Genomic DNA, 19,870 nt, shown 5'->3' on the forward strand with positions numbered 1-19,870 from the left:
GTGGCCTACTCTTGTTCGAGCGCGTCGTTGGCCGCCTGGTCCACCGCCTCCAGGGCCGTGCCGGACTCCTCCTGGCCCCGGAAGGCCGGGTGCAGGTTGTCCTGCACGGCCAGGGACAGCGAGTTGTAGCCGGGCACCGGCGGGCGGGCCTGGGCCTGGGCGAGGATGTCGCCGAGCATCTGGAAGTCGGGGTCGTCGGTGTTCTCGTAGGCGCTCGCCATGGTCGGCGGCAGGCTGTTCTGGAGCAGGATGTCCTGCGCCTCGGGGTCGGTGGCCGCCCACAGGACGAACTCGCGGGCCAGATCCTTGCTGTCGCTCAGCGTGCTGACCGCGTTGTTGAGACCGCCCAGCGCGCTGGTGGTGCCCTCACCGGTGAAGGTGGGCAGCGGGGCGACCGCGAAGTCGTCCGCGACCGCGCTCTCCTCGTCGCCCTCGCCCGCCAGGAGCGGGATGGCGTAGGGCCAGTTGCGCATGTAGACGGCCTCGCCCGCCTGGAACAGGGCGCGCGCGTCGTCCTCGACCATGGTGTCGAAGCCGTCGGCGTAGAACCCGCTCTCGTAGGCCTCGGTCATGAAGTCCAGGGCCGTGGTGGCGGCGTCGCCCTCCAGGAAGGTGCTCTGCTCCTGGGCGTCGTCGAACAGCTGGCCGCCCGCGGACCAGTACAGCTCCAGGAAGTTGACGACGAAGCCCTCGTACTGGTCGCCCTGGCCGACGTAGGCGGAGATGCCCTCCTCCTCGGCGGCCGCCATGCCGGTGTCGTAGAGCTCCTCCCAGGTCGTGGGGGGCTCCTCGATGAGGTCGGTGCGGTAGTAGAGGAACGCGCCGTTGGAGGAGTAGGGCAGTGCGAACAGCTCCTGCTGCCACTGGGAGCTGTCGACGGCCCCCTCCAGGCTGACGCCCTCGACCTCGCCGCGCAGGTCCTCCAGGCTCTCGACGTAGCCGTACTCGGCGAACTCACCGGTCCAGATGACGTCCAGGCCCAGGACGTCGAACTCCCCCGCCTGGTTCTGGAGGTCCTGGAACATGGCCTGGCGCTGCTCGTCGGCGGTGGGGGCCAGGAAGAAGATGTCGACCTGCTGGTCGGGGTTGTTCTCGTTCCACAGGCGCGCGACCTCCTCGTGGATCGCGCGGTCGGCTCCGGTGACCGCCCAGACGAACGCCGGGTCCTCGGCCAGGCCCGCGGTCTCGCCGCCCTCCCCCGCGGTCTCCTCCCCGGGGGGTTCGCCGCAAGCGGTGGCCAGGGTGAGGCTCAGTGCGGCGAGCCCGGCAGCGCATGCGCGCACCTTGTACCCCTTCTGGTGTGAATGCACTGGCATGGCTCTCTCCTTATCGCGCCGGACGAGTGTCGGGGCGCGCGGCGTCGAGTGTGTGCTGGGTCATCCCCCCGTGTTCGTGCGCAAACGATGCCATCGACTGTGTGACCTAGTCAACAGTGAACGCGTTTCGATATACGTCATGCGCGGAGAGGAAGGGCACGCCGTCCGAATGTCCTCATGAAAACGTTGCCATAACCGGGGTCGCGCTCCTACCGTGGACGGCATGGCCAGCCAACCCGCGAGCATGCGGGACGTCGCCCATCGAGCGGGGGTCTCCCTCTCGACGGTCTCCCGTGTGCTGCGCGGGGCCCCCGGGGTCGCCCCGGAGGTGCGCCAGCGCGTCCAGCGGGCCGCGGACGAGCTGGCCTACGTGGTCTCGCGCAACGCCTCGGGCCTGGTCACCGGCCGGACCGGGCGGGTCGCGGTGGTCGTGCCCTTCCTCCAGCCGTGGTTCTTCGGGACGGTCCTGGCGGGGGTCAGCGACGCTCTTCGCGAGGCGGACCTGGACATGCTCGTCTACCAGGTCGGCGAGACGCGGGCCCGGGAGGGCTGGACTCGGGCGCTGCCGCTGCGGCGTAACACCGACGCGGTGGTCACCGTGTCCATGGACCTGTCCGAGGAGGAGTGCCGCCGGCTCGATGACGTGGGTGTGCCCGTGGTGCTGGTCGGTCAGAGGACACTCGATCGGGCCAGCGTGTACATCGACAACCGGGCAGGTGCCGCGGGGGCCACCCGGCACCTGCTCAACCTGGGGCACACGCGCGTGGCCTACATCGCCTCACGGTCCGAGGCCTGGTCCAGCGCCAGCTCGCGGCACCGGTTGGAGGGCTACGGGGCGGCCATGGCGGAGGCGGGGCTGCCGCCGCGGAGCGTGGCCAAGGCCACCGGGTACACGGGCGGTGAGCTGGCCATGGGCGAGCTGCTGTCGGACCACGATCCGCCCACGGCCGTGCTGGCCGAGTTCGACGACCTCGCTCTGGGCGCGTACCGCACGCTGCGCCGCTCGGGCGTGCGCGTGCCGGAGTCGATCTCCCTCATGGGCTTCGACAACCACGACACCGCGGCGGTGATGGACCTGACCACCGTCGACCAGGCCCCCTACGACACCGGGCTGACCGCGGGTCGGCTCACCGTGGGCATCCTCGGCGGGACGGCCGCGCGCCTCCAGGTGGAGATGCCCACCCAGCTCATCCTGAGGCAGTCCACCGCCGCGCCCCGGAGCACGCGCGGCCTGTTCTCCTGACCCACACGGAGGAACCAGCATGCAGCAGTGGTGGCGCGACGCGGTCCTGTACCAGGTCTACCCGCGCAGCTTCGCCGACGCCGACGGGGACGGGACCGGCGACATCGCGGGGATCACCGCGCGCCTGGGCCACGTCGCCGACCTGGGCGCGGACGGGATCTGGCTGTCGCCGTTCTACACCTCGCCGTGGGCGGACGGCGGGTACGACGTGGCCGACTTCCGGGACGTGGACCCGCGCCTGGGCACCCTGGAGGACTTCGACGCGATGGTGGCCGCCGCGCACGCGCTGGGCCTGCGGGTGATGGTCGACATCGTGCCCAACCACACCTCCGAGGAGCACCCGTGGTTCCGGGAGGCGCTGGAGGCCGGTCCCGGGTCGTCCGAGCGGGAGCTGTACGTGTTCCGCGACGGGCGGGGCGCGGACGGGGAGCTGCCGCCGACCAACTGGCGTTCGACGTTCGGCGGCCCGGCGTGGACCCGCCTGGCGGACGGGCAGTGGTACCTGCACATGTTCGCGCCCGAGCAGCCGGACCTGAACTGGGACGACCCGCGGGTGCGCGAGGAGTTCCGCGGCGTCCTGCGGTTCTGGAGCGGGCGCGGGGTGGACGGGTTCCGGATCGATGTGGCGTACGCGCTGGTCAAGGACCTGCGGGAGCCGCTGCGCGACCTGGTGCTGGTGGAGGGCGGCCGGTTCGAGGACATCGCGGCCAACCCGGACCACCCGTTCCTGGACCGGCCCGAGGTGCACGGGGTGTACCGGGACTGGCGGCGGGTCCTGGCGGAGTTCGACCCGCCCCGGGCCACGGTGGGCGAGGTGTGGCTGCCCGGTGACCGGCGGGTGCTGTACACGCGGCCGGACGAGCTGGACCAGGCGTTCAACTTCGATTTCCTGCGGACCGCGTGGGACGCCGACGCCTACCGCGGCGTGATCGACTCCTCGATCACCGAAGCCGCGCGGGTGGGCACGGTGCCCACGTGGGTGATCGGCAACCACGACGTGGTGCGGCCGGTGTCGGTGCTGGGGCTGCCCCCGGGCACCGACCAGAAGGCGTGGCTGCTCTCCGACGGGCGCGACCCGGAGCCGGACCTGGAGCTGGGCACGCGGCGGGCGCGGGCGCTGGCGCTGCTGGAGCTGTCGCTGCCGGGCTCGGCGTACGTGTACCAGGGCGAGGAGCTGGGGCTGCCGGAGGTGGCGGACCTGCCCGCTCAGGCGCTGGAGGACCCGCGGTGGGTGCGCAGCGGGCACACCGACAAGGGGCGGGACGGGTGCCGGGTGCCGCTGCCGTGGACACGGGAAGGAGCGTCGTACGGGTTCGGCGGAGACGTCCCGTGGCTGCCCCAACCCGAAGGATGGGGCCGGTGGTCGGTACGGACCCAGACCGACGACCCCGGGTCCGTGCTCTCCCTGTACCGCCGGGCTCTGGCGCACCGCCGGAAATTCTCCTCGGACGAGACTCTGAGCTGGGACGACACGCTGAACCGGGGGCCGGTGCTGGCCTACTGGCGGGGTGGGGACGTGCTGGTGCTGGTCAACACGGGCGAGGAGGCGGTGGAGCTGCCGCCGGGCCGGGTCCTGGTGGCCAGCACGGAGCTGGACGGGCGGCTCCCGGGAAACACGGCGGTGTGGCTGCGCCGGGAGTGACCGCCCACCCACCCCACCGATTCCCGCGACCCCGACCACAGGGGGGTACCTCGGGGGCGGCCACCGCTACCCACAGCCACCACCGCAGGGGCTGGAGAGGCGAAGCCTCACGTTGCGGCAGAGCACCCCGCCCACCCCACCGACTCCCGCGACCCCGACCACAGGGGGGTACCTCGGGGGGTTCGGGGGGTCTCCCCCCGGTAAACACCAAGGGCGACCCGGCGAGCGCGTTCACGCGCGAGCAGGGTCGCCCTTCGTCCGTGGAGCTATGGGGATTCGAACCCCAGACCTCCTCCATGCCATGGAGGCGCGCTACCAACTGCGCCATAGCCCCTCAAGGGAGTCGATCGGACCTGTGGGGTCCTGCCGACTCCCTGAACCATAGCGGAATCCGGCCCGAACGTCGAAACGGTTCAGGCGTCGTCGCTGAGCACGACCGGCTCGGGGAGGCTGGCCGCGTTGTGCTCCATCAGCCGCCACTGCCCCCGGCGCTCCTGGAGCACCGACCAGCAGCAGTTGCTGATCGGTCCCAGGATCTCGCGCTGTTCGTCGGGGATCCCCAGCAGCCGGGCGATCCCCACTCTGAGGGCGGCGCCGTGGCTGACCACGACGAGCAGCCCCCCGGTCGGGGTCTTGCCCAGTCCGCGTTCGACGGCGGCGCGCATCCGGTCGCCGACCTCGGCGATGAGCTCGCCGTCGGGGATGTCCATCCGCGCGTGTTCGACCGGCCAGCGCGCGGACAGCTCCGCCCCGGTCATCCCCTCCCATGAGCCGCCGAAGCGCTCGCGCAGCCCCTCGTCGAACTCCACGGGCACCCCGGAGGCCCGGGAGAGGTATCCGGCGGTGTCGGCGGCCCTGGTCAGGTCGGAGGCGACGATGACGTCGGGGTTCAACGAGGCGAGCAGCTCCCCCGCCCGCCTGGCCTGGGCGTGGCCGACCGGATCGAGTGCGATGTCGGTCTGCCCCTGGAAGCGGTTCTCCACGTTCCAGGACGTGCGTCCGTGCCGCCAGAACAGCACACGAGGGGTGTCGCTCACGTGGTGTGTCTCTCCGCTCGCAGTGGGGTCGGGGTCAGAACTCGTCCAGCGGCGTGCGCTGGGCGCCGCGCGCGCCCTCGGGGAGGTCGATCTCGGGGCAGTCCTTCCACAGCCGTTCGAGGCCGTAGTAGCCGCGCTCCTCCTCGTGCTGGATGTGCACGACGATGTCGGCGTAGTCCAGCAGGACCCAGCGGCCGTCACGCTCGCCCTCGCGCCGGACCGGCTTGGCCCCGGACTGGAGGCGGAGCTGGTCCTCGACCTCGTCGACGATCGCGCGGACCTGCCGGTCGTTGGGGGCCGAACACAGAACGAAGGCCTCGGTGATGACCAGCTGCTCGCTGACGTCGTAGGCGATGATCTCCTGGGCGAGCTTGTCGGAGGCGGCTTCCGCCGCGACCCTGACCAGCTCCAGTGCCCTGTCGGTGGCTGTCACGTTGTGCTTGCTGCCTTTCAGCTCTCTAGGTAGAGCCCGGTCTTGTTGATGTAGCGGACGATGCCGTCGGGCACCAGGTACCAGATGGGTTCGCCCTTGCGGACGCGTTCCCGGCACTCGGTCGAGGAGATGGCCAGCGCGGGGACCTCCACCAGGGAGACCTTGCCCTCGGGCAGTCCGGTGTCACTGAGGTGGTGACCGGGCCGGTTACAGCCTACGAAATGCGCGAGCTCGAAGAGTTCGTCGACGTTGTGCCAGCTCAGGATGGCGCCCAGCGCGTCCGCCCCGGTGATGAAGTACAGCTCCACGTGGGGGCCGTACTTGGCGCGCATCTCGCGGAGCGTGTCGAGGGTGTAGGTGGGACCCGAACGGTCGATCTCGATGCGGTCCACCCGGAACTGGGGGTTCTCGGCGGTGGCGATGACCGTCATCAGGTAGCGGTCCTCGGAGGGCGTCACCTTGGCCAGGTCCTTCTGCCAGGGCTGGCCGGTGGGGACGAACACCACCTCGTCGAGCCCGAAGAGGTGGGCCACCTCACTGGCCGCCACGAGGTGGCCGTGGTGGATGGGGTCGAAGGTGCCGCCCATGATGCCGACCTTGGTCGGACCGGTTCCTCGCCGGGGCGCGGGGGAGTCCCCGTTGCGGGATGCGTCGGAAGCTGCGTGCGCCACTGTGCGCTCCGTTTCGCCGTGGACGTTGCCGTTGCCGGGATCGGCCAACCGAGATTAGCCGACGGAGGGCACCACCGCTGTCCCCTTCCTCCCTTTTCGGTCCTCGCTCTGGGACAACGAACGCCGCGTCGGGTTCCTTCCCCCGGGCGCGTCGACGGCGCTCGAAAATCGCGTCATATCTCGAAGCCGGAAACCGTGGCCAAGCGCGATCACGGCGCATAGCATGCCGATATGGCCAACACACCAGACCGCGTCCGCGTCCGGCTCTCCGAGATCTCGCCCCGTGCTTACGAACACCCCGCCGACCGTGGCGCCCTGGTCGCGCTGCGCTCTCTGCGCGGGTTCGACGAGGTGTTCAAACGCCTGTCGGGGCTGTTCAACGAGCGCGCCCTGAGACTGATGTTCCTGTCCAGTGCCGTCCGGGTCGGGCCCACCCAGTTCCCTCACGTGTACGACTACGTGCGCGACGCCGCCTACGTCCTGGACATGGACGAGGTCCCCGAGCTCTACATCCAGATGAACCCGAAGCCGAACGCCATGGCGATCGGCAGCAACCGCCCGTTCATCGTGATGACCACGGGCCTGTTCGACCTCCTGGACGCCGAGGAGCAGCGCTTCGTCATCGGCCACGAGGTCGGCCACATCCTCAGCGGCCACGCCGTCTACCGCACCATGCTGCTGGCCCTGATCCGGCTGGCCACCCGCGTGGCGTGGGTGCCGCTGGGCTTCATCGGCATCCAGGCCATCGTGGCCGCGCTGGAGGAGTGGTACCGCAAGTCCGAGCTGTCCTGCGACCGCGCCGGGATCCTCGCCAGCCAGAACCCCGAGGCGGGCAAGCGCGCCCTGATGAAGCTGGCGGGCGGCTCCAAGCTCGTGGAGATGAACCCCGACGCCTTCCTCGAGCAGGCCCGCGAGTACGAGTCCGGCGGCGACGCCCGCGACAGCCTCATCAAGCTGGTCAGCCTGGTCGGGCAGACGCACCCGTTCGCGGTGGTGCGCCTGGCCGAGCTGCACCGGTGGATCGAGGACGGTTCCTACCAGAGCATCGTCAACGGCGACTACCCGCGCCGCTCCACCGACCGCGACGCCAGGGTGGGCGAGGAGGCGCGTAAGGCCGCCGACTCCTACAAGGAGTCCTGGGAGCGCACGGGCGACCCGCTGCTGGGCACCCTGCGCGACGTCGCGGGCAGCGCGGCCAGCGCGGGCGGCAAGATCTTCGACACCGTCGCCGACCGGTGGCGCAACGGTTCCTCCCGCACCAACCAGGGCTCGGGAACCTCTTCCTGACCGGACTCCCCCGGCACCGGCGCTCGGGAACCCGGCACCGGTTCCCGACGCGCGCGGGAAACGGGTGCCCGGCCAGGAGGGGCGGCCCTCGGACGCGGGCCGCCCCTCCGGCGTGTCCGGCGGGTGCGCTCCCTCGCGTGCGGCTCCGCTGATCCGGGGACTCCCGCGCCGCGAGGCGTGGCCGCGCCTTCGGGTGTGTGCGGCTCAGCGCAGGTCGGCGAGGTGGGCGCGCACCCCCCGCCAGGCGGGGTGGGCGGGGTCGATGACCGCGAAGTGGTCGGCTCCGACCGGCTCGTGGTGGTCCACGGTGTCCCCCGCCGCGCGCGCGGCGGCCACGTAGTCGCGGCTGTGCTCGACCGGGACGCGCTGGTCGGCGTCCCCGTGTACGACGAGTTGGGGCACCCCCAGCGGCACGCGCAGCAGCGGCGAGCTGGCGGCGTACACCCGCGCGGAGGGGGCCGGGCCCAGGAACGGCTCCACCGCTCCCTCGCCCAGTCCCTCCCGGGCGCAGCGCTCGGGGTCGGTGACGGGCGCGAGGGCGACCACGGCGCGCACGGGCGTGCGGGGGTGGAGCGCGTTGAGCAGGGCCAGGTGCCCGCCCGCCGAGTGGCCGACGGACACCGTGCGGGACAGGTCGTAGCGGCCGGGCTCGCGGGCCGCGGTCTCGGCGAGGGCCGCCAGGGCGCGGTCGACGTCGTCGAGCGTCTGCGGCCAGCCTCCCCCGTCGTCGCCGGTGCGGCGGTACTCCACGTTCCACACCGCCCACCCGGCGGCGGCCAGGTCGCGGGCCAGCGGGTCCATGAGCCCGGCGTCGAGCCCGTCCCGCCACCAGCCGCCGTGCAGCAGGGCGGCGACGGGCGCGGGCGCGCCGCCCTCCGGTTCCCACAGGTGCGCGATCTGGCTGGGGTGTTCTCCGTAGGACACGGTGGTGGGCACGCGTCGCTCCTCGTCGTCGGGCTGGCCTCCCGCGGACGCTAACAGCCCTCTCCCCGCCGCCCCGCGGCGCGTCCCCACGACGCGCTCCGGCGGGGTCGGGGCCCCGGCACACGGCAGCGCCGACGGCGGGGCCGTCGGCGCTGTCGGGCGTCCTGGCGTGACCGGAAAGCGGGTCCTAGAAGGCGGGACCGGCGGCCATGGCCTCGTCGATGGTCGTGGAGCGGGCCTCCTCGACCTCCTCGACCAGGTCGTCCTCGTGCGCCTCGAACTCCTCGACCACGGCGGCGGAGAAGCTGCGCAGGGCGATCTCCTCGGTGAGGATGTCACCGCGGACGCGGTTGCTCTCACCGATCTGGGCGGTCGGGCTGTTGGCGGAGGTGGACAGGTCACCGCCGACGATGTTGTTGTCGATGTAGACGCCGCCGCTGACGCCGGTGACGCTCAGGTCGCCGTCGACGTAGTTGACGGAGGAGCAGAAGCCCTCCTGCTCCCCGGCGCCGACCGCGACCGGACCCGTGCCGCCGCTGTAGGTGGCCGCGCCGATCACCTCGCTGTCGCAGAGGATGCCGCCGCTGGCGGGGTTGTTGACGGTCAGGGCGCCGCGCACCACGGAGTCGTAGATGTCGGCGTACTCGACACCGTCGGCCTTGACGGCGCCGCCGATACGCGAGCCGGAGACGTAGACGGCGCCGACCTCGGCGTTGATGCTGTGGACGGAGGAGTCCACCACGTAGGCGAAGCCGTCGGTGTTGCCGCCGTCGACCGGGACGGCGCGCAGGGCGGCACCCGTGGAGCTGTCCTCCAGGTAGGTGCCGTAGGAGCCGCGGTTGACCACGCGGTCACCGACGGAGCTCTCCTGGGAGTCGAAGTAGGCGTCCTGCTGGACGGTCACCTTCCCCTCGATCTCACCGCCGATGATGTGCAGGTTGGCACCCTGTCGGACGGTGACGTCGCCCTGGATGACCGTGCCGTCCAGGAAGCAGCTCTTGCCGGCGGGGACCGCGAGGTCCGTGGGCAGGGTGATGGCACCGCCGTGGCCCGAGCAGAGGGTGACCAGGTCAGCCTGGGCGGGGGAGGCCATCAGCGTGACACCACCGACGGCCAGGGCGGTCGTGGCGATGGCAGCGACCTTGCTCCGGAGCTTCATTCGGGGGATTCCTTTCGTTGTGACCGTGGGGGGGCGACACTCCGAGCGATGCGGAGGCGCGCCGTGAGACACCACAGTGAAATTACCGACCAGCCGTCCCTTTGGGAATACGTGCTAGACGAAGATTCGCTTCTGTCCAGGTTTCCAGCGGGAAAACGCTCCAGATGCCAACGACCCCTCGAACCCCGGAAGTCACTCTCGGTCGCACAACGAACACACGCGTCAAGCCGACGCCGCGGGCGGCCCCGCGGCGTGCGGTCCTTCGCGGGCCGGGGCCGCCACCGCGAGGGCGGCCCCGGCGCGTGCGGTTACTTGAGGTGGCCGTCCCCGGTGACCACGTACTTGGTGGAGGTCATCTCGGTCAGCCCCATCGGGCCTCTGGCGTGCAGCTTCTGGGTGGAGATGCCGATCTCCGCGCCGAAGCCGAACTCGCCGCCGTCGGTGAACCTCGTGGAGGCGTTGACCATGACCGCCGCGGAGTCCACCCGGGAGACGAAGTACCGGGAGGTCTTCAGCGAGTCGGTGACGATGGCCTCGGTGTGCTGGGTGGAGTACCTGCGGATGTGGGCCAGCGCCTCGTCGATGGTGGGCACCACGCGCACGGCCAGGTCCATGGACAGGTACTCGGTCGCCCAGTCCTCCTCCGTGGCCTCGACCACCCGGGCCCCGGTCGGGTGGGCGGCGGCGGCCTCCAGCACCCGGGGGTCGCCGTGCACGGTCACGCCGCTCTCGCCGAGGGCCCGCAGCACGCGCGGCAGGAACTCCTCGGCCACGGCCTCGTGAACCAGCAGGGTCTCGGCGGAGTTGCACACCGAGCAGCGCTGCGCCTTGGCGTTGGTGGTGATGGCCACGGCCTTGTCGAGGTCGGCGTCGGCGTCCACGTAGACGTGGCACAGGCCCTCGCCGGTCTCGATGACCGGCACGGTGGAGTCGCGCACCACGGCCTGGATGAGGGAGCCCCCGCCGCGCGGGATGAGCACGTCCACCAGGCCGCGCGCCCGCATGAGCGCGGTGGAGGACTCGCGGGTGCGGCCGGGCACCATCTGGACGGCGTCCACCGGGACCCCGGTGCCCTCCAGGGCGTCCCGCAGGACCCCGACGATGGCGGTGTTGGAGGAGTAGGCCGAGGAGGAGCCGCGCAGCAGGGCGGCGTTGCCGCTCTTGAGGCACAGGGCGGCGGCGTCCACGGTGACGTTGGGGCGGCCCTCGTAGATGATGCCGATGACACCGAGCGGCACCCGGATCTGGCGCAGGTCCAGGCCGTTGGGCAGCACGGATCCGCGCACGGACTCGCCCACCGGATCGGGGAGCTCGACGATCTCGCGGACGGCCTCGGCGATGGCCTCGATCCGCTGCGGGGTGAGGGTGAGCCGGTCGACCATGGCCGGGCTGGTGCCGTCCTCGCGGGCTCGCGCCACGTCCTCGGCGTTGGCCGCGGTGATCTCGTCGGACCGCTTGACCAGGGCGTCGGCGATCGCCAGCAGTGCGGCGTCCTTGACCGCCCGGCTGAGCGGGGCGAGGTCGGCCGCCGCGTCCCTGGCCCGCCCGGCTACCGCGTGGACCTCGCGCTCGATGTCACTCATGGTGCTCTCTCTTGGTTGGGAGGCCATCCCGGCGTAACCGCCCTGCGGCGTCGAAGGGTCTCAGGGGCATGCGCCAGGGTGAACGCTTCCAGCGTATAGCGCGGCCCCGCCGGACGGGGGGTTGTCCACAGGGCGGAGTCGGGCACGCGCGGCCGGGCCGTCCGGCCCGGCCCGCCACCTCGGCGTCCACCGGACGGACGCTGGTACCCGAACCCGAGCCGGTCACCGGGCGTGACGACCCGCAGGCCGCACGTGAGGAAGGTCATATAACGCGGGAGACGACGGTCCGTCTCACGGGAACGCCCCCGACGACGGACGATAACGAAAGGTGTCGACGCGGTCACACGGCCCCGGAGAGCGTCTCGGATATCGTCGCATTCTCTCGAATGGACGCATTCCGAAGGCAGCTGCGGCCCCGCCCCGCCCCGCCGACGACTGGACGACGAAGTCCAGGGAACTTCTGGTCACTTCGGATTCATGGCTCCGCAGCAGTACGAAAGCCCGTGATCGGCCGCATTTGAGTACACCAGGAACGCGAGTGCGAGAATGACAACGAATTTCGGTCCACGAACGACCCTTGGCGGGGCTCCGTCCACGGCACGGGCGCTGGCCCGGCTGTCCAGGATTCCGGTGCTGCGGGAGAAGTACCTCCGCCACACCTCCGGGGCCTCCGCGCCGGAGCTGGCCGACCTCCCCACACTCGACAGGGACGAACTGGGCCGGGCGATCGACACCCTGGTGCGCACCGACCCGTCCGCCCTGACCCGCGCCTCCCTGAACGTCATGGGGGGCACCCGGTCGACCATGCGCCTGGGGGCGGTCCCGGCGGACCTGTACCTGGACGAGATCGCGCCGCACGTGCGCCCCTTCGAACAGGGCGACCTGTTCACCACCCTCGGCACCCCGTTCCACATGCGGGCCTGCCAGGAGCTGCACAACGGACTCGCCGCCAGGGCCGGGGTGCCCACACTCTCCATGGACGCGCCGACCGACCAGATGATCGACGCCTACCTGGACCTGTTCGAGCGCCACGGGGTCAACGCCCTGGGCACCACCCTCGACACCTTCCGGAGCCTGCTCCGTTACTGCGCCGCGTCCGGCCGGGACCTCGGGTTCCTGCGCAAGGTGCTGTGGAGCGGTCCGGCCATGGACGCCGCCACCCGGGCGCTGATCCGGACACACTTTCCCCACCTGCGCACATGGGCGCTCTTCGGCTCGGCGGAGACCTGGATCATCGGGCACAGCGGCCCGGACTGCGCCAACGACACCCTCCACCCGCTCCCCCACCAGTACACGGAGATCGTCGACGGGCGCATGCTGGTGACCGTCACGCACGAGAAGGCGGTCGTCCCGCTGCTGCGCTACGAGACCGGGGTCGCGGCCGAATGGACGGCCTGCCCCTGCGGCCTGCCCGGTCCCGCGGTGCGCACCCACAACCGCATAGACGCCCCGATGGGGCCGCTCAGCCGGGTGGTCTCCCCCCTCGACCTCGTGCCGCTGGCCCTGCGGCTCGACTCGGTGGAGGCGGCCCAGGTCGTCCTGGTCGATCCCCACACCGAGGACGAACGGCTCCACCTGCGGGTCCGGCTGCGCCCGGAGACCAGGTCCGAGCTCTACACCGGCGAGTGGATCCGGCAGCACGTGCTGTCCGAGTCGCTGGGGCTGTCCGAGGTGACGGAGGAGGCTCCGGAGTCCTTCGAGGTCATCGTCTCCCGGCACATGCTGCGGGAACTCCCGGACGGGTCGGCCCCCGAATTCCTGGTGCGCGAGGGGGGACGCCTCCGAACCCATCCGATATCGAGTCAGGGTCAGGGTTCTTATGGTACCTTCTCGGCATAGGTTCAGGAGGGCGGGTCGCACGCGCCGTATGCGGCGCCCAGGTCACACCCCCGGGTAGCAACCTCCCTGAGTCGCGTCGAGCACGACCACCGAGCACAGGAGTGCGCATGCGGACTGTTCCGCTGACCACCGACGGCCCCACCGTGTCCGCCCAGGGGCTGGGCTGCATGGGGATGAGCGAGTTCTACGGCCCGGGAGACGAGGCCGACTCCCTCGCGACCCTGCACCACGCCCTGGACCTGGGCGTCGGCTTCCTCGACACCGCGGACATGTACGGGCACGGGGCCAACGAGGAGTTGGTGGGCAAGGTCGTCCGGGAACGGCGGGAGGAGGTCGTCCTCGCCACCAAGTTCGGGATCGTCCGCGACCGCGGGACGGGTGCCCGCAGCCACCGCGGGGACGCGGAGTACGTCCACACGGCCTGCGACGCCAGCCTCTCCCGCCTGGGCGTCGAGACGATCGACCTCTACTACATGCACCGGCGCGACACCTCGGTCCCCGTCGAGGAGACGGTCGGGGCCATGGCCGAGCTGGTCGCCCAGGGCAAGGTGCGCCACCTGGGGCTGTCCGAGGTGAGCGCCGACGAGCTGCGCGCCGCCCACGCCGTGCACCCGATCGCCGCCGTGCAGACGGAGTGGTCGCTGTGGAGCCGCGACGTAGAGGATTCCGTGGTGGGCGAGTGCGCGCGGCTCGGCGTGGGCTTCGTCCCCTACTCCCCGCTGGGACGCGGCTTCCTCACCGGGGCCCTCCCTCCGGTGGAGGAGTTGTCCGCCGACGACTTCCGCCGCGGCAAGCCGCGCTTCTCCGGCGAGAACGCCGTGCGCAACCAGGATCTGCTCGCCATCGTGCGGCGGGTGGCCGTGGCCCACGGCGCGACCCCGGGCCAGGTCGCCCTGGCGTGGGTCCACGCCCAAGCCGAGCGCTGGGGCCTGCCCGTCGTCCCCATCCCGGGAACCAAGAGGCGCGAACGCCTGGAGGAGAACGTGGGCGGCGCGGACCTGGTCCTCTCCCCGGAGGACCTCGCCGAACTCGACACCATCGCCGACGCCACCGCGGGCGCGCGGTACTGACCCTCCCCCGAGCCGGGGTGGAGCGGACGGCTCCCGGCGCCGGCCTGACGACCGGCCGACGAGCACGGAGGGACAGGCGCTCTGAGATACGATTCCCAGATGACCCAGCTTCCCATGGACCAGCGGATCGGTCATCACCTGAAGCGCGCCGAGCAGGAGCTGATCTCCGCGAAGCACGCTGTTCTGAGGCAGTTCAACCTCTCGGTCCCCCAGTACACGGTCCTGCTCGTGCTCTCGGAGGAGCCCGGGGCCTCAGGTGCGATCCTGGCCCGCAGGTGCCTGGTGACCCCCCAGACGATGTCCTCGGTCCTCGCGACCCTGAGCAGGCGCGAACTGATCGAGCGCAAGCCCCACCCTCTGCACTCCCACATCCTGGAGACGAGGCTCTCCCCCAGCGGACAGGACCTGCTCGCCAAGGCGGACGAGGCCGCGATCCGGGTGGAGATGCGGCTGAGCGAGGCGTTCAGCAGCGAGGAGGAGGGTGAGTTCGTCCGCTTCCTCAGCCGGTGCGCGGAGGTCTCCGCGGAGACCCGCACCGAACTGGCTGACCTGGGCGAGGAGTGACCCCGGTCCGGGCGGGCGCCCCGGCGTCACCGCGCGGGGAGCCGGACGGGGCCCCGCCCCGCCGCTCCGTGGGCGCCCGCCTCCCGCGCCTTCCCGGAGAGGCGCTCGCGGGGGCGCTCCCCGAGGCGTTCTGAAAGGCACCCGGACAGGCGTCCCGGGAAAGGCGTCCGGAAGTGGCCGCGCCCCCACGGTCGGGACACCGACCGCTCACGCACGTCCCGGGATGGAGCGTGCACGGCCCCGGGGACCGAACACGCCCCGCCCGCCCCCCGGCCCGGGAGGGGTCACGCGGGAGCGTGGACCGGAGCCGCCCCCGCGGAGCGGATCGAACGGACCACGGAGGCCGCCCTCGCGGCCACGGGACTCCACCGCACGAGGGCCAGCCCGACGCTCATGCCGCCGCCGAACCCCGCGAGCAGGACGAGGTCGTCCCGTTCGAGCAGCCCGGCGCGGTGCACCGTGTCCAGGGCGACGGGCACCGATCCCGAACCCGTGTTGCCATGGGTCTGCACGGTCAGGTGGAGGTGGGCGTTGTCCAGGCCCAGCGACGGCCAGACGTCCTCGAGCATGGCGCCGTTGGCCTGGTGGGGCACGAAGTGGCGGATCTCCTCCCGGTCCACGCCCAGGCCGTCGAGCATCCGGTGGACCGCCTCGGGCAGCCGCCGGGTGACGTACTCGCGCACGCCGCGGCCCTCCATCGTGAAGAAGTGCCCGCCCTGTCCCAGGGTCTCCGCGGAGGCGGGCAGGCGCGAGCCCCCGGCCGGAACCCTGATCAGGTGGTGGTGGTCCCCGTCGGTGAGCAGCTGCGTCCCCATGACGCCGCCGCGGTCGTGCGCGGGCCCCAGCAGGACCGCGCCCGCGCCGTCGCCGAACAGGACCGCCGTCCTGCGGTCGCCGTAGTCGAGGATCCGGGAGTAGATGTCCGCGCCGATGACCAGCGCGTAGGCCTCCCCGTGCGGCCGCAGCAAGTGCTCGGCCACGGAGAGGGCGTAGACGAACCCGCTGCACACGGCGTTGACGTCGAACGCCGCCGCGGACCGCGCGCCGAGCAGGTGCTGGGTGATGCTGGCCGTCGCGGGCTGGGGGTGGTCCGGGGTGGACGTGGCGACGATGACGTAGGCCAAGCGGTCCGCGGACACACCCGCCTGCGCCAGTGCCCGTCGGCCGGCCGCCGCGGCGAGGTCGGAGGTGGCCTGCTCGGGGGCGGCGCGTCGGCGCTCGCGGATCCCCGTCTTGCGGCGGATCCACTCGTCTGTGACACCGGCGGTGCGGGCGATCGGCTCGTTGCCGACCACTTCGTCCGGCAGGTACGAGCCCGTACCGAGGATGGCGATGGTCATCGTGCTGTCTCCTTCTTGCTGGACTGCGGGGAGGGAAGGGCCCGGGAGCGCCGCCGCACCGCGCGGAGGCGCTCCCGACCCGGCGTCACGCGTTCACCGACGGGAGGGTCGGGGCTCCCTCCGCAGCGCCGGGGCCCGGGCGGTCGGAGCGGACGCGTTCCCATCCGTTGGCCTCGGCGTGCGCGGTGAGCGTCGCGTCCTCGCCGACGGCGACCGGGACTCCCACGGCCGACAGCAGGGCGAGGTCGCTGGAGTGGTCTCCGTAGGCGGTGCACGAGGACAGGGGTACGCCTCTCACCGCCGCGGCGGCCCTGGCGGCGGTCTCCTTCGTCGCGCCGATCATCGGGACGAGGACCTCACCGGTCAGGCGCCCGGCGCGGACGACCGGCCGTGTGCCCAGTGCCCAGTGGGCTCCGGCCTCCTCCGCGATCGGGTCCAGGCAGGCGAAGAAGGAGCCCGAGAGCAGGACGACCAGGTCGCCCTCGGCCCGGTGGCGGCGCAGGCGCTCCAGCACCGGCGTGTGCCAGAAGCCCGGCACGCGCCCGGCCTCGGAGAACCACGCCCGGCCCTCGGCGCGCAGCCCCTCGACGGACTCGCCCGCCATGATGCGGTAGTAGAGGCGGTTGACGTCCTGGCGGGGCACGCCCCGGGCCGCCGCCGCCCTGAGGCGGGCCACGGCTCGTTCGTAGGAGCCGGGCGGCCTGGAGCCGTTCCCGAGGTGGAACTCCAGGAACGAGAACATGCTCTTCGGTCCGATGAGCGTCTCGTCCACGTCGAAGAACGCGATGCCGCGCCCCCGGGTCCCCGGGGTGTGCGCTCCGTTCGCAAGGGTCATGGCTTCTCCTGTCGTAGGGGTCGGCACGGTCCGCTTCACGCGGGGAGGCGGACCAGACCGACCTCGATCCGGCAGATCGACGCGCCCCTCTGGAGCACGTCCACCTCGACGGAGGTCGGGGCGGGTTCCGGGCCGCCGGTGGGCGCGAGGAACTCCACGATTCCGCCCTGCGTGTAGTAGACGCCTTCCTCTCCGGTCCCCTCCGCTTCCGCCGGAGCGGTGACGGCCCGCATCTCGGTCCGGGGCTCCAGTTCGCCGAAGCTGGTGAAGGTGGCGGTGATCTCGGTGGGGTAGGCCTTGGCCGGCGAGGTGCCCCGGACCTCCAGGAGCGTGTTCAGGGCCAGTTGGCGCCCGGCCTCGATCAGGACCATGCCCGGCAGATGGTCTTGGGCGTGGTCGAACAGGCTCGGGTGCTGGGGCAGCACGCGCAGGGAGGCCGACACGGTGTCCCCGGCCCCCGCGAGCCCGGTCAGGACCACGTTGTCGCCGTTCGACCGGCCGACGAGGTAGGGAGCGGGGACCTCCCCGCTGACGGTGAAGTCGAAGGTCTCCGTGGAGGGGACCGGCTCACCGGAGCGGTTGCCCAGGCGCAGCGCCTCGTAGCTCGCCGGGGACTTGAACCGCAGCCCGACGACGGCGTTGCCGACCTCCGTGCCGCCGACGAAGAGTCGGAACCTGGCGTCGTAGCCGACGACGCGTCCTTCCTTGACCCTCTTGTCCCCGACGGAGCAGAGCATGCGGAGGGCGCACGGAGCCGTCCCCACCGTCATCAGCTCGGGGCGCGTGATGGTGATGCCCAAGGTGGTGAGCACGAACTTGTGGTCGAAGGGGACGCCGTAGTGGGTGTGCGCGATGGCCAGCCCCACCTGTCGGCATGCTTCGAGCAGCAGCACGGGGTCGTGGCGGCGGGGGCGGAGCAGGTGGTCGCCGTAATAGGCGTGCGAACGGGGGAGCTGGGCGGCGGCCGCGTGGGCGTCACCGCCGAGGGGCTGGGTGTCGGTGACGAAGACCTCCGCCAACGACTCCCGGTGGACGACGGTGCGGTCAACGGTCCGCTCGTAGTCCAGGGCCGGACCCTCCGGGCCTGCGGTCACGGTGTCGGTGGCGCCGTTGAGGAGGTGGTGCACGGGCATCTGCATGGTATGTCTCACATTCCTCGGGCTTGTGGTCCTGATGTGGGGGCCGCGGGCGGAGAGCGTCTCCCGCGGTGCGTCGGTACGGCGGGTCGGAGGCCGGGGTCCGGGGTCCGGGAGAGGGGCGTTCGGTGGTGGACGGTGGACGGGAGCCCGAGCGGAGGGCCCGCGAGGACACCGCCTAGCGGAGCTCGCGTTCCCTGACGACGAGGAACGTGACCACCGCGCCGACCAGGGCGAGGAGCGCCAGACCCAGGAACGTGGTGTGCATCGCGGAGGTGAGGCTGGCCGAGACGGCGTCCAGCGCGGTCGAGCGGTCCGCCTCGGCGAACTGGCCCAGCGCCGTTTCCAGTCGGCCCTGGGTGGCCTCGCCCGCCAGGGTCCGCTCCTGTTCGGGGTCGGCGAAGGGGAGGTCGAGCGTGTTCAGGGACAGGGTCGCCAACAAGGACCCGGCTCCGGCGATCGCCACGCTCTCCCCGGTGATGCGCATGGTGTTGAAGATGCCCGAGGCCATCCCGGCCCGCTCGACCTCCACGGAGCTGAGCGCCGCGTTGTCCATGACGCCGAAGGCGCTTCCCACCCCCGTGCCGAACAGGGCCAGGGGAGCGGCGAGCGCCGTCCAGTGCTGGCCCGGCTGGAGGGTCATCAACCACAGGGATCCGCCCGCGATGAGCAGGGAGCTGGTGGCGAGCATGACCCGCAGGGGGAGCCTTGCGGCGAGCTGCCCGGCCAGCATCGGCAGGGCGAGCACCGGCAGGGTCAGGGGCAGGAGCAGGGCCCCGGCCTCGGCGGCGCCGAACCCGCCGACGCCCTGGAAGAAGGGCGGCAGGTAGACGAGCAGGACCACGAAGCCGAAGGTGATGGTGAAGGGCTGGCAGACGACCACGACGAACGTGGGCCGCTTGAACAGCGAGAGGTCGAACATCGGGCGCCGGACCTGCGACTCCACCACGATGAAGGCCGCGAGGAAGACGAGGAACCCGACCGCCGACCCGATCGCGCTCAGGCTGAGCCAACCCGCCTCGGCGCCCTGGACGAAGGCGAGGGAGAGCAGGAACAGGCTGGTGCTGAAGGTCATGACTCCGCCCCAGTCCACCGAGGTGGAACCGGGGTCGCTCGACTCCCGGATCGAGCGGACCAGGAGCAGGACGACGGCGGCGAACGCGATGTTCATCAGGAACACCATGCGCCAGTCCAGGAAGTTGACCATCAGCCCGGCGACGAAGGGCCCCATGGCCAGCCCGAAGCCGAAGGAGGTTCCCAGGAGGCCGAAGGCCCGGGCCCGGGCCGCTCCCCGGAAGGAGTCGGCGAGGATCGCCGATCCGCTGGTCATGATGCCCGCGGCGCCGATGCCCTGGACCGCGCGGGCGACGTCGATGACGAGGATGTTGGAGGAGAGACCGATCACCGTGGCCATCGCCGTGAAGACGACGAGGCCGATGACGAGGACCCGGCGCCTGCCGAAGCGGTCGGCGAGTCCGCCGGCGGCGAGCATGAACGCCGCGAAAGTGACGTTGTAGGCGTTCTGGACCCACTGGGCCTCGCCGACGCTGGCGTTCAGGTCGGCCGCGAGCTGGGTGAGCGCCACGGCCGGAGCGGTGACGGCGAGCGGCAGCATCACGCTGGACAGAGCGACGGCGACGAGTGTGGCCACCGCCTGTCCCCTGGTCAACGGGGCGGGAGCACTCCGTGCGCCCTGCCGATCCGTTGCTTCTATCGCCATTCCCCTACCCCTTAATTCGCTTCCTTATAGTCATCCATTCACGGATGAGCATAAGGTGTCTTATGTCCATC

Annotated in this window: 17 protein-coding genes and 1 tRNA gene; 6 read left to right on the forward strand and 12 right to left on the reverse strand. The window is 71.7% G+C overall.

Annotation, left to right across the window (positions count from 1 at the left end; all coding sequences use genetic code 11):
• Nucleotides 1-5: 5 nt before the first annotated feature.
• A complete protein-coding gene (locus EV372_RS02955; protein ID WP_197044352.1) occupies nucleotides 6-1,316 on the reverse strand; it encodes an ABC transporter substrate-binding protein in 1,311 nt (436 codons plus the stop codon).
• 223 nt (nucleotides 1,317-1,539) lie between these two features.
• On the opposite strand from EV372_RS02955, the gene EV372_RS02960 reads away from it, so the two are divergent.
• Nucleotides 1,540-2,559, forward strand: coding sequence for a LacI family DNA-binding transcriptional regulator (locus EV372_RS02960; RefSeq protein ID WP_197044353.1), 1,020 nt, complete (start codon nucleotides 1,540-1,542; stop codon nucleotides 2,557-2,559).
• A 19-nt stretch (nucleotides 2,560-2,578) separates the two neighbouring features.
• Complete coding sequence (locus EV372_RS02965; RefSeq protein ID WP_130394742.1) at nucleotides 2,579-4,201, forward strand: glycoside hydrolase family 13 protein; 1,623 nt, start codon at nucleotides 2,579-2,581, stop codon at nucleotides 4,199-4,201.
• A gap of 261 nt (nucleotides 4,202-4,462) precedes the next feature.
• On the opposite strand, the gene EV372_RS02970 is transcribed toward EV372_RS02965, so the two are convergent.
• The 4 genes from EV372_RS02970 to nadD all read right to left on the reverse strand — a co-directional run bounded on the left by EV372_RS02970 (nucleotide 4,463) and on the right by nadD (nucleotide 6,342).
• Nucleotides 4,463-4,535 (reverse strand) — tRNA-Ala (locus tag EV372_RS02970).
• Between the two features lie 79 nt (nucleotides 4,536-4,614).
• The gene (locus EV372_RS02975; RefSeq protein WP_013154370.1) at nucleotides 4,615-5,238 is read right to left on the reverse strand and encodes a histidine phosphatase family protein; all 624 of its coding nucleotides are present in this window, start codon (nucleotides 5,236-5,238) and stop codon (nucleotides 4,615-4,617) included.
• 34 nt (nucleotides 5,239-5,272) lie between these two features.
• Nucleotides 5,273-5,671, reverse strand: a complete 399-nt coding sequence (rsfS, locus tag EV372_RS02980; RefSeq protein ID WP_047870575.1) for a ribosome silencing factor — start codon at nucleotides 5,669-5,671, stop codon at nucleotides 5,273-5,275.
• Between the two features lie 17 nt (nucleotides 5,672-5,688).
• Nucleotides 5,689-6,342: a nicotinate-nucleotide adenylyltransferase gene (gene nadD, locus EV372_RS02985; RefSeq protein ID WP_308210315.1), complete on the reverse strand. Its 654-nt coding sequence runs from the start codon at nucleotides 6,340-6,342 to the stop codon at nucleotides 5,689-5,691.
• Between the two features lie 231 nt (nucleotides 6,343-6,573).
• Between nadD and EV372_RS02990 the strand changes: the two genes are divergently transcribed.
• Complete coding sequence (locus EV372_RS02990) at nucleotides 6,574-7,629, forward strand: M48 family metallopeptidase (RefSeq protein ID WP_130394743.1); 1,056 nt, start codon at nucleotides 6,574-6,576, stop codon at nucleotides 7,627-7,629.
• 204 nt (nucleotides 7,630-7,833) lie between these two features.
• On the opposite strand, the gene EV372_RS02995 is transcribed toward EV372_RS02990, so the two are convergent.
• From EV372_RS02995 to EV372_RS03005, 3 genes are all read right to left on the reverse strand, one after another.
• Nucleotides 7,834-8,565: an alpha/beta hydrolase family protein gene (locus tag EV372_RS02995; RefSeq protein WP_130394744.1), complete on the reverse strand. Its 732-nt coding sequence runs from the start codon at nucleotides 8,563-8,565 to the stop codon at nucleotides 7,834-7,836.
• Between the two features lie 175 nt (nucleotides 8,566-8,740).
• Nucleotides 8,741-9,712 carry a hypothetical protein gene (locus EV372_RS03000; protein WP_130394745.1) on the reverse strand — a complete coding sequence of 324 codons (972 nt, stop codon included), beginning with the start codon at nucleotides 9,710-9,712 and terminating at the stop codon, nucleotides 8,741-8,743.
• Between the two features lie 308 nt (nucleotides 9,713-10,020).
• Nucleotides 10,021-11,295 carry a glutamate-5-semialdehyde dehydrogenase gene (locus EV372_RS03005; protein ID WP_130394746.1) on the reverse strand — a complete coding sequence of 425 codons (1,275 nt, stop codon included), beginning with the start codon at nucleotides 11,293-11,295 and terminating at the stop codon, nucleotides 10,021-10,023.
• 630 nt (nucleotides 11,296-11,925) lie between these two features.
• On the opposite strand from EV372_RS03005, the gene EV372_RS03010 reads away from it, so the two are divergent.
• The 3 genes from EV372_RS03010 (at nucleotide 11,926) to EV372_RS03020 (ending at nucleotide 14,768) form a co-directional block, all read left to right on the forward strand.
• Entirely contained in the window at nucleotides 11,926-13,134 is a 1,209-nt protein-coding gene (locus EV372_RS03010; protein WP_130394747.1) for a phenylacetate--CoA ligase family protein, read from the forward strand.
• 107 nt (nucleotides 13,135-13,241) lie between these two features.
• On the forward strand, nucleotides 13,242-14,204 hold the full coding sequence (locus EV372_RS03015) for an aldo/keto reductase (RefSeq protein ID WP_130394748.1): 963 nt from the start codon (nucleotides 13,242-13,244) through the stop codon (nucleotides 14,202-14,204).
• Nucleotides 14,205-14,303: 99 nt separating this feature from the next.
• Entirely contained in the window at nucleotides 14,304-14,768 is a 465-nt protein-coding gene (locus EV372_RS03020) for a MarR family winged helix-turn-helix transcriptional regulator (RefSeq protein WP_013154379.1), read from the forward strand.
• A 284-nt stretch (nucleotides 14,769-15,052) separates the two neighbouring features.
• Here EV372_RS03020 and EV372_RS03025 read toward each other — a convergent pair whose 3' ends face one another.
• The 4 genes from EV372_RS03025 to EV372_RS03040 form a co-directional block, all read right to left on the reverse strand.
• Entirely contained in the window at nucleotides 15,053-16,108 is a 1,056-nt protein-coding gene (locus EV372_RS03025) for a 3-oxoacyl-ACP synthase III family protein (protein ID WP_130394749.1), read from the reverse strand.
• An 85-nt stretch (nucleotides 16,109-16,193) separates the two neighbouring features.
• Nucleotides 16,194-16,943 (reverse strand): HAD family hydrolase, encoded by a 750-nt coding sequence (locus EV372_RS03030; RefSeq protein ID WP_130394750.1) that lies wholly within the window; start codon nucleotides 16,941-16,943, stop codon nucleotides 16,194-16,196.
• A gap of 35 nt (nucleotides 16,944-16,978) precedes the next feature.
• Complete coding sequence (locus tag EV372_RS03035; protein ID WP_130394751.1) at nucleotides 16,979-18,082, reverse strand: ScbA/BarX family gamma-butyrolactone biosynthesis protein; 1,104 nt, start codon at nucleotides 18,080-18,082, stop codon at nucleotides 16,979-16,981.
• Between the two features lie 175 nt (nucleotides 18,083-18,257).
• Entirely contained in the window at nucleotides 18,258-19,730 is a 1,473-nt protein-coding gene (locus EV372_RS03040) for an MFS transporter (RefSeq protein WP_253794529.1), read from the reverse strand.
• Nucleotides 19,731-19,870: the final 140 nt, after the last annotated feature.

Source organism: Nocardiopsis sp. CNZ308, from assembly GCF_004217075.1.

Coding starts and splice junctions, on each gene's coding strand:
- EV372_RS02955 (WP_197044352.1), bottom strand. CDS start 1,316: ATGCCAGTGCATTCACACCAGAAGGGGTACAAGGTGCGCGCATGCGCT.
- EV372_RS02960 (WP_197044353.1), top strand. CDS start 1,540: ATGGCCAGCCAACCCGCGAGCATGCGGGACGTCGCCCATCGAGCGGGG.
- EV372_RS02965 (WP_130394742.1), top strand. CDS start 2,579: ATGCAGCAGTGGTGGCGCGACGCGGTCCTGTACCAGGTCTACCCGCGC.
- EV372_RS02990 (WP_130394743.1), top strand. CDS start 6,574: ATGGCCAACACACCAGACCGCGTCCGCGTCCGGCTCTCCGAGATCTCG.
- EV372_RS03000 (WP_130394745.1), bottom strand. CDS start 9,712: ATGAAGCTCCGGAGCAAGGTCGCTGCCATCGCCACGACCGCCCTGGCC.
- EV372_RS03005 (WP_130394746.1), bottom strand. CDS start 11,295: ATGAGTGACATCGAGCGCGAGGTCCACGCGGTAGCCGGGCGGGCCAGG.
- EV372_RS03015 (WP_130394748.1), top strand. CDS start 13,242: ATGCGGACTGTTCCGCTGACCACCGACGGCCCCACCGTGTCCGCCCAG.
- EV372_RS03020 (WP_013154379.1), top strand. CDS start 14,304: ATGACCCAGCTTCCCATGGACCAGCGGATCGGTCATCACCTGAAGCGC.
- EV372_RS03025 (WP_130394749.1), bottom strand. CDS start 16,108: ATGACCATCGCCATCCTCGGTACGGGCTCGTACCTGCCGGACGAAGTG.
- EV372_RS03030 (WP_130394750.1), bottom strand. CDS start 16,943: ATGACCCTTGCGAACGGAGCGCACACCCCGGGGACCCGGGGGCGCGGC.
- EV372_RS03035 (WP_130394751.1), bottom strand. CDS start 18,082: ATGCAGATGCCCGTGCACCACCTCCTCAACGGCGCCACCGACACCGTG.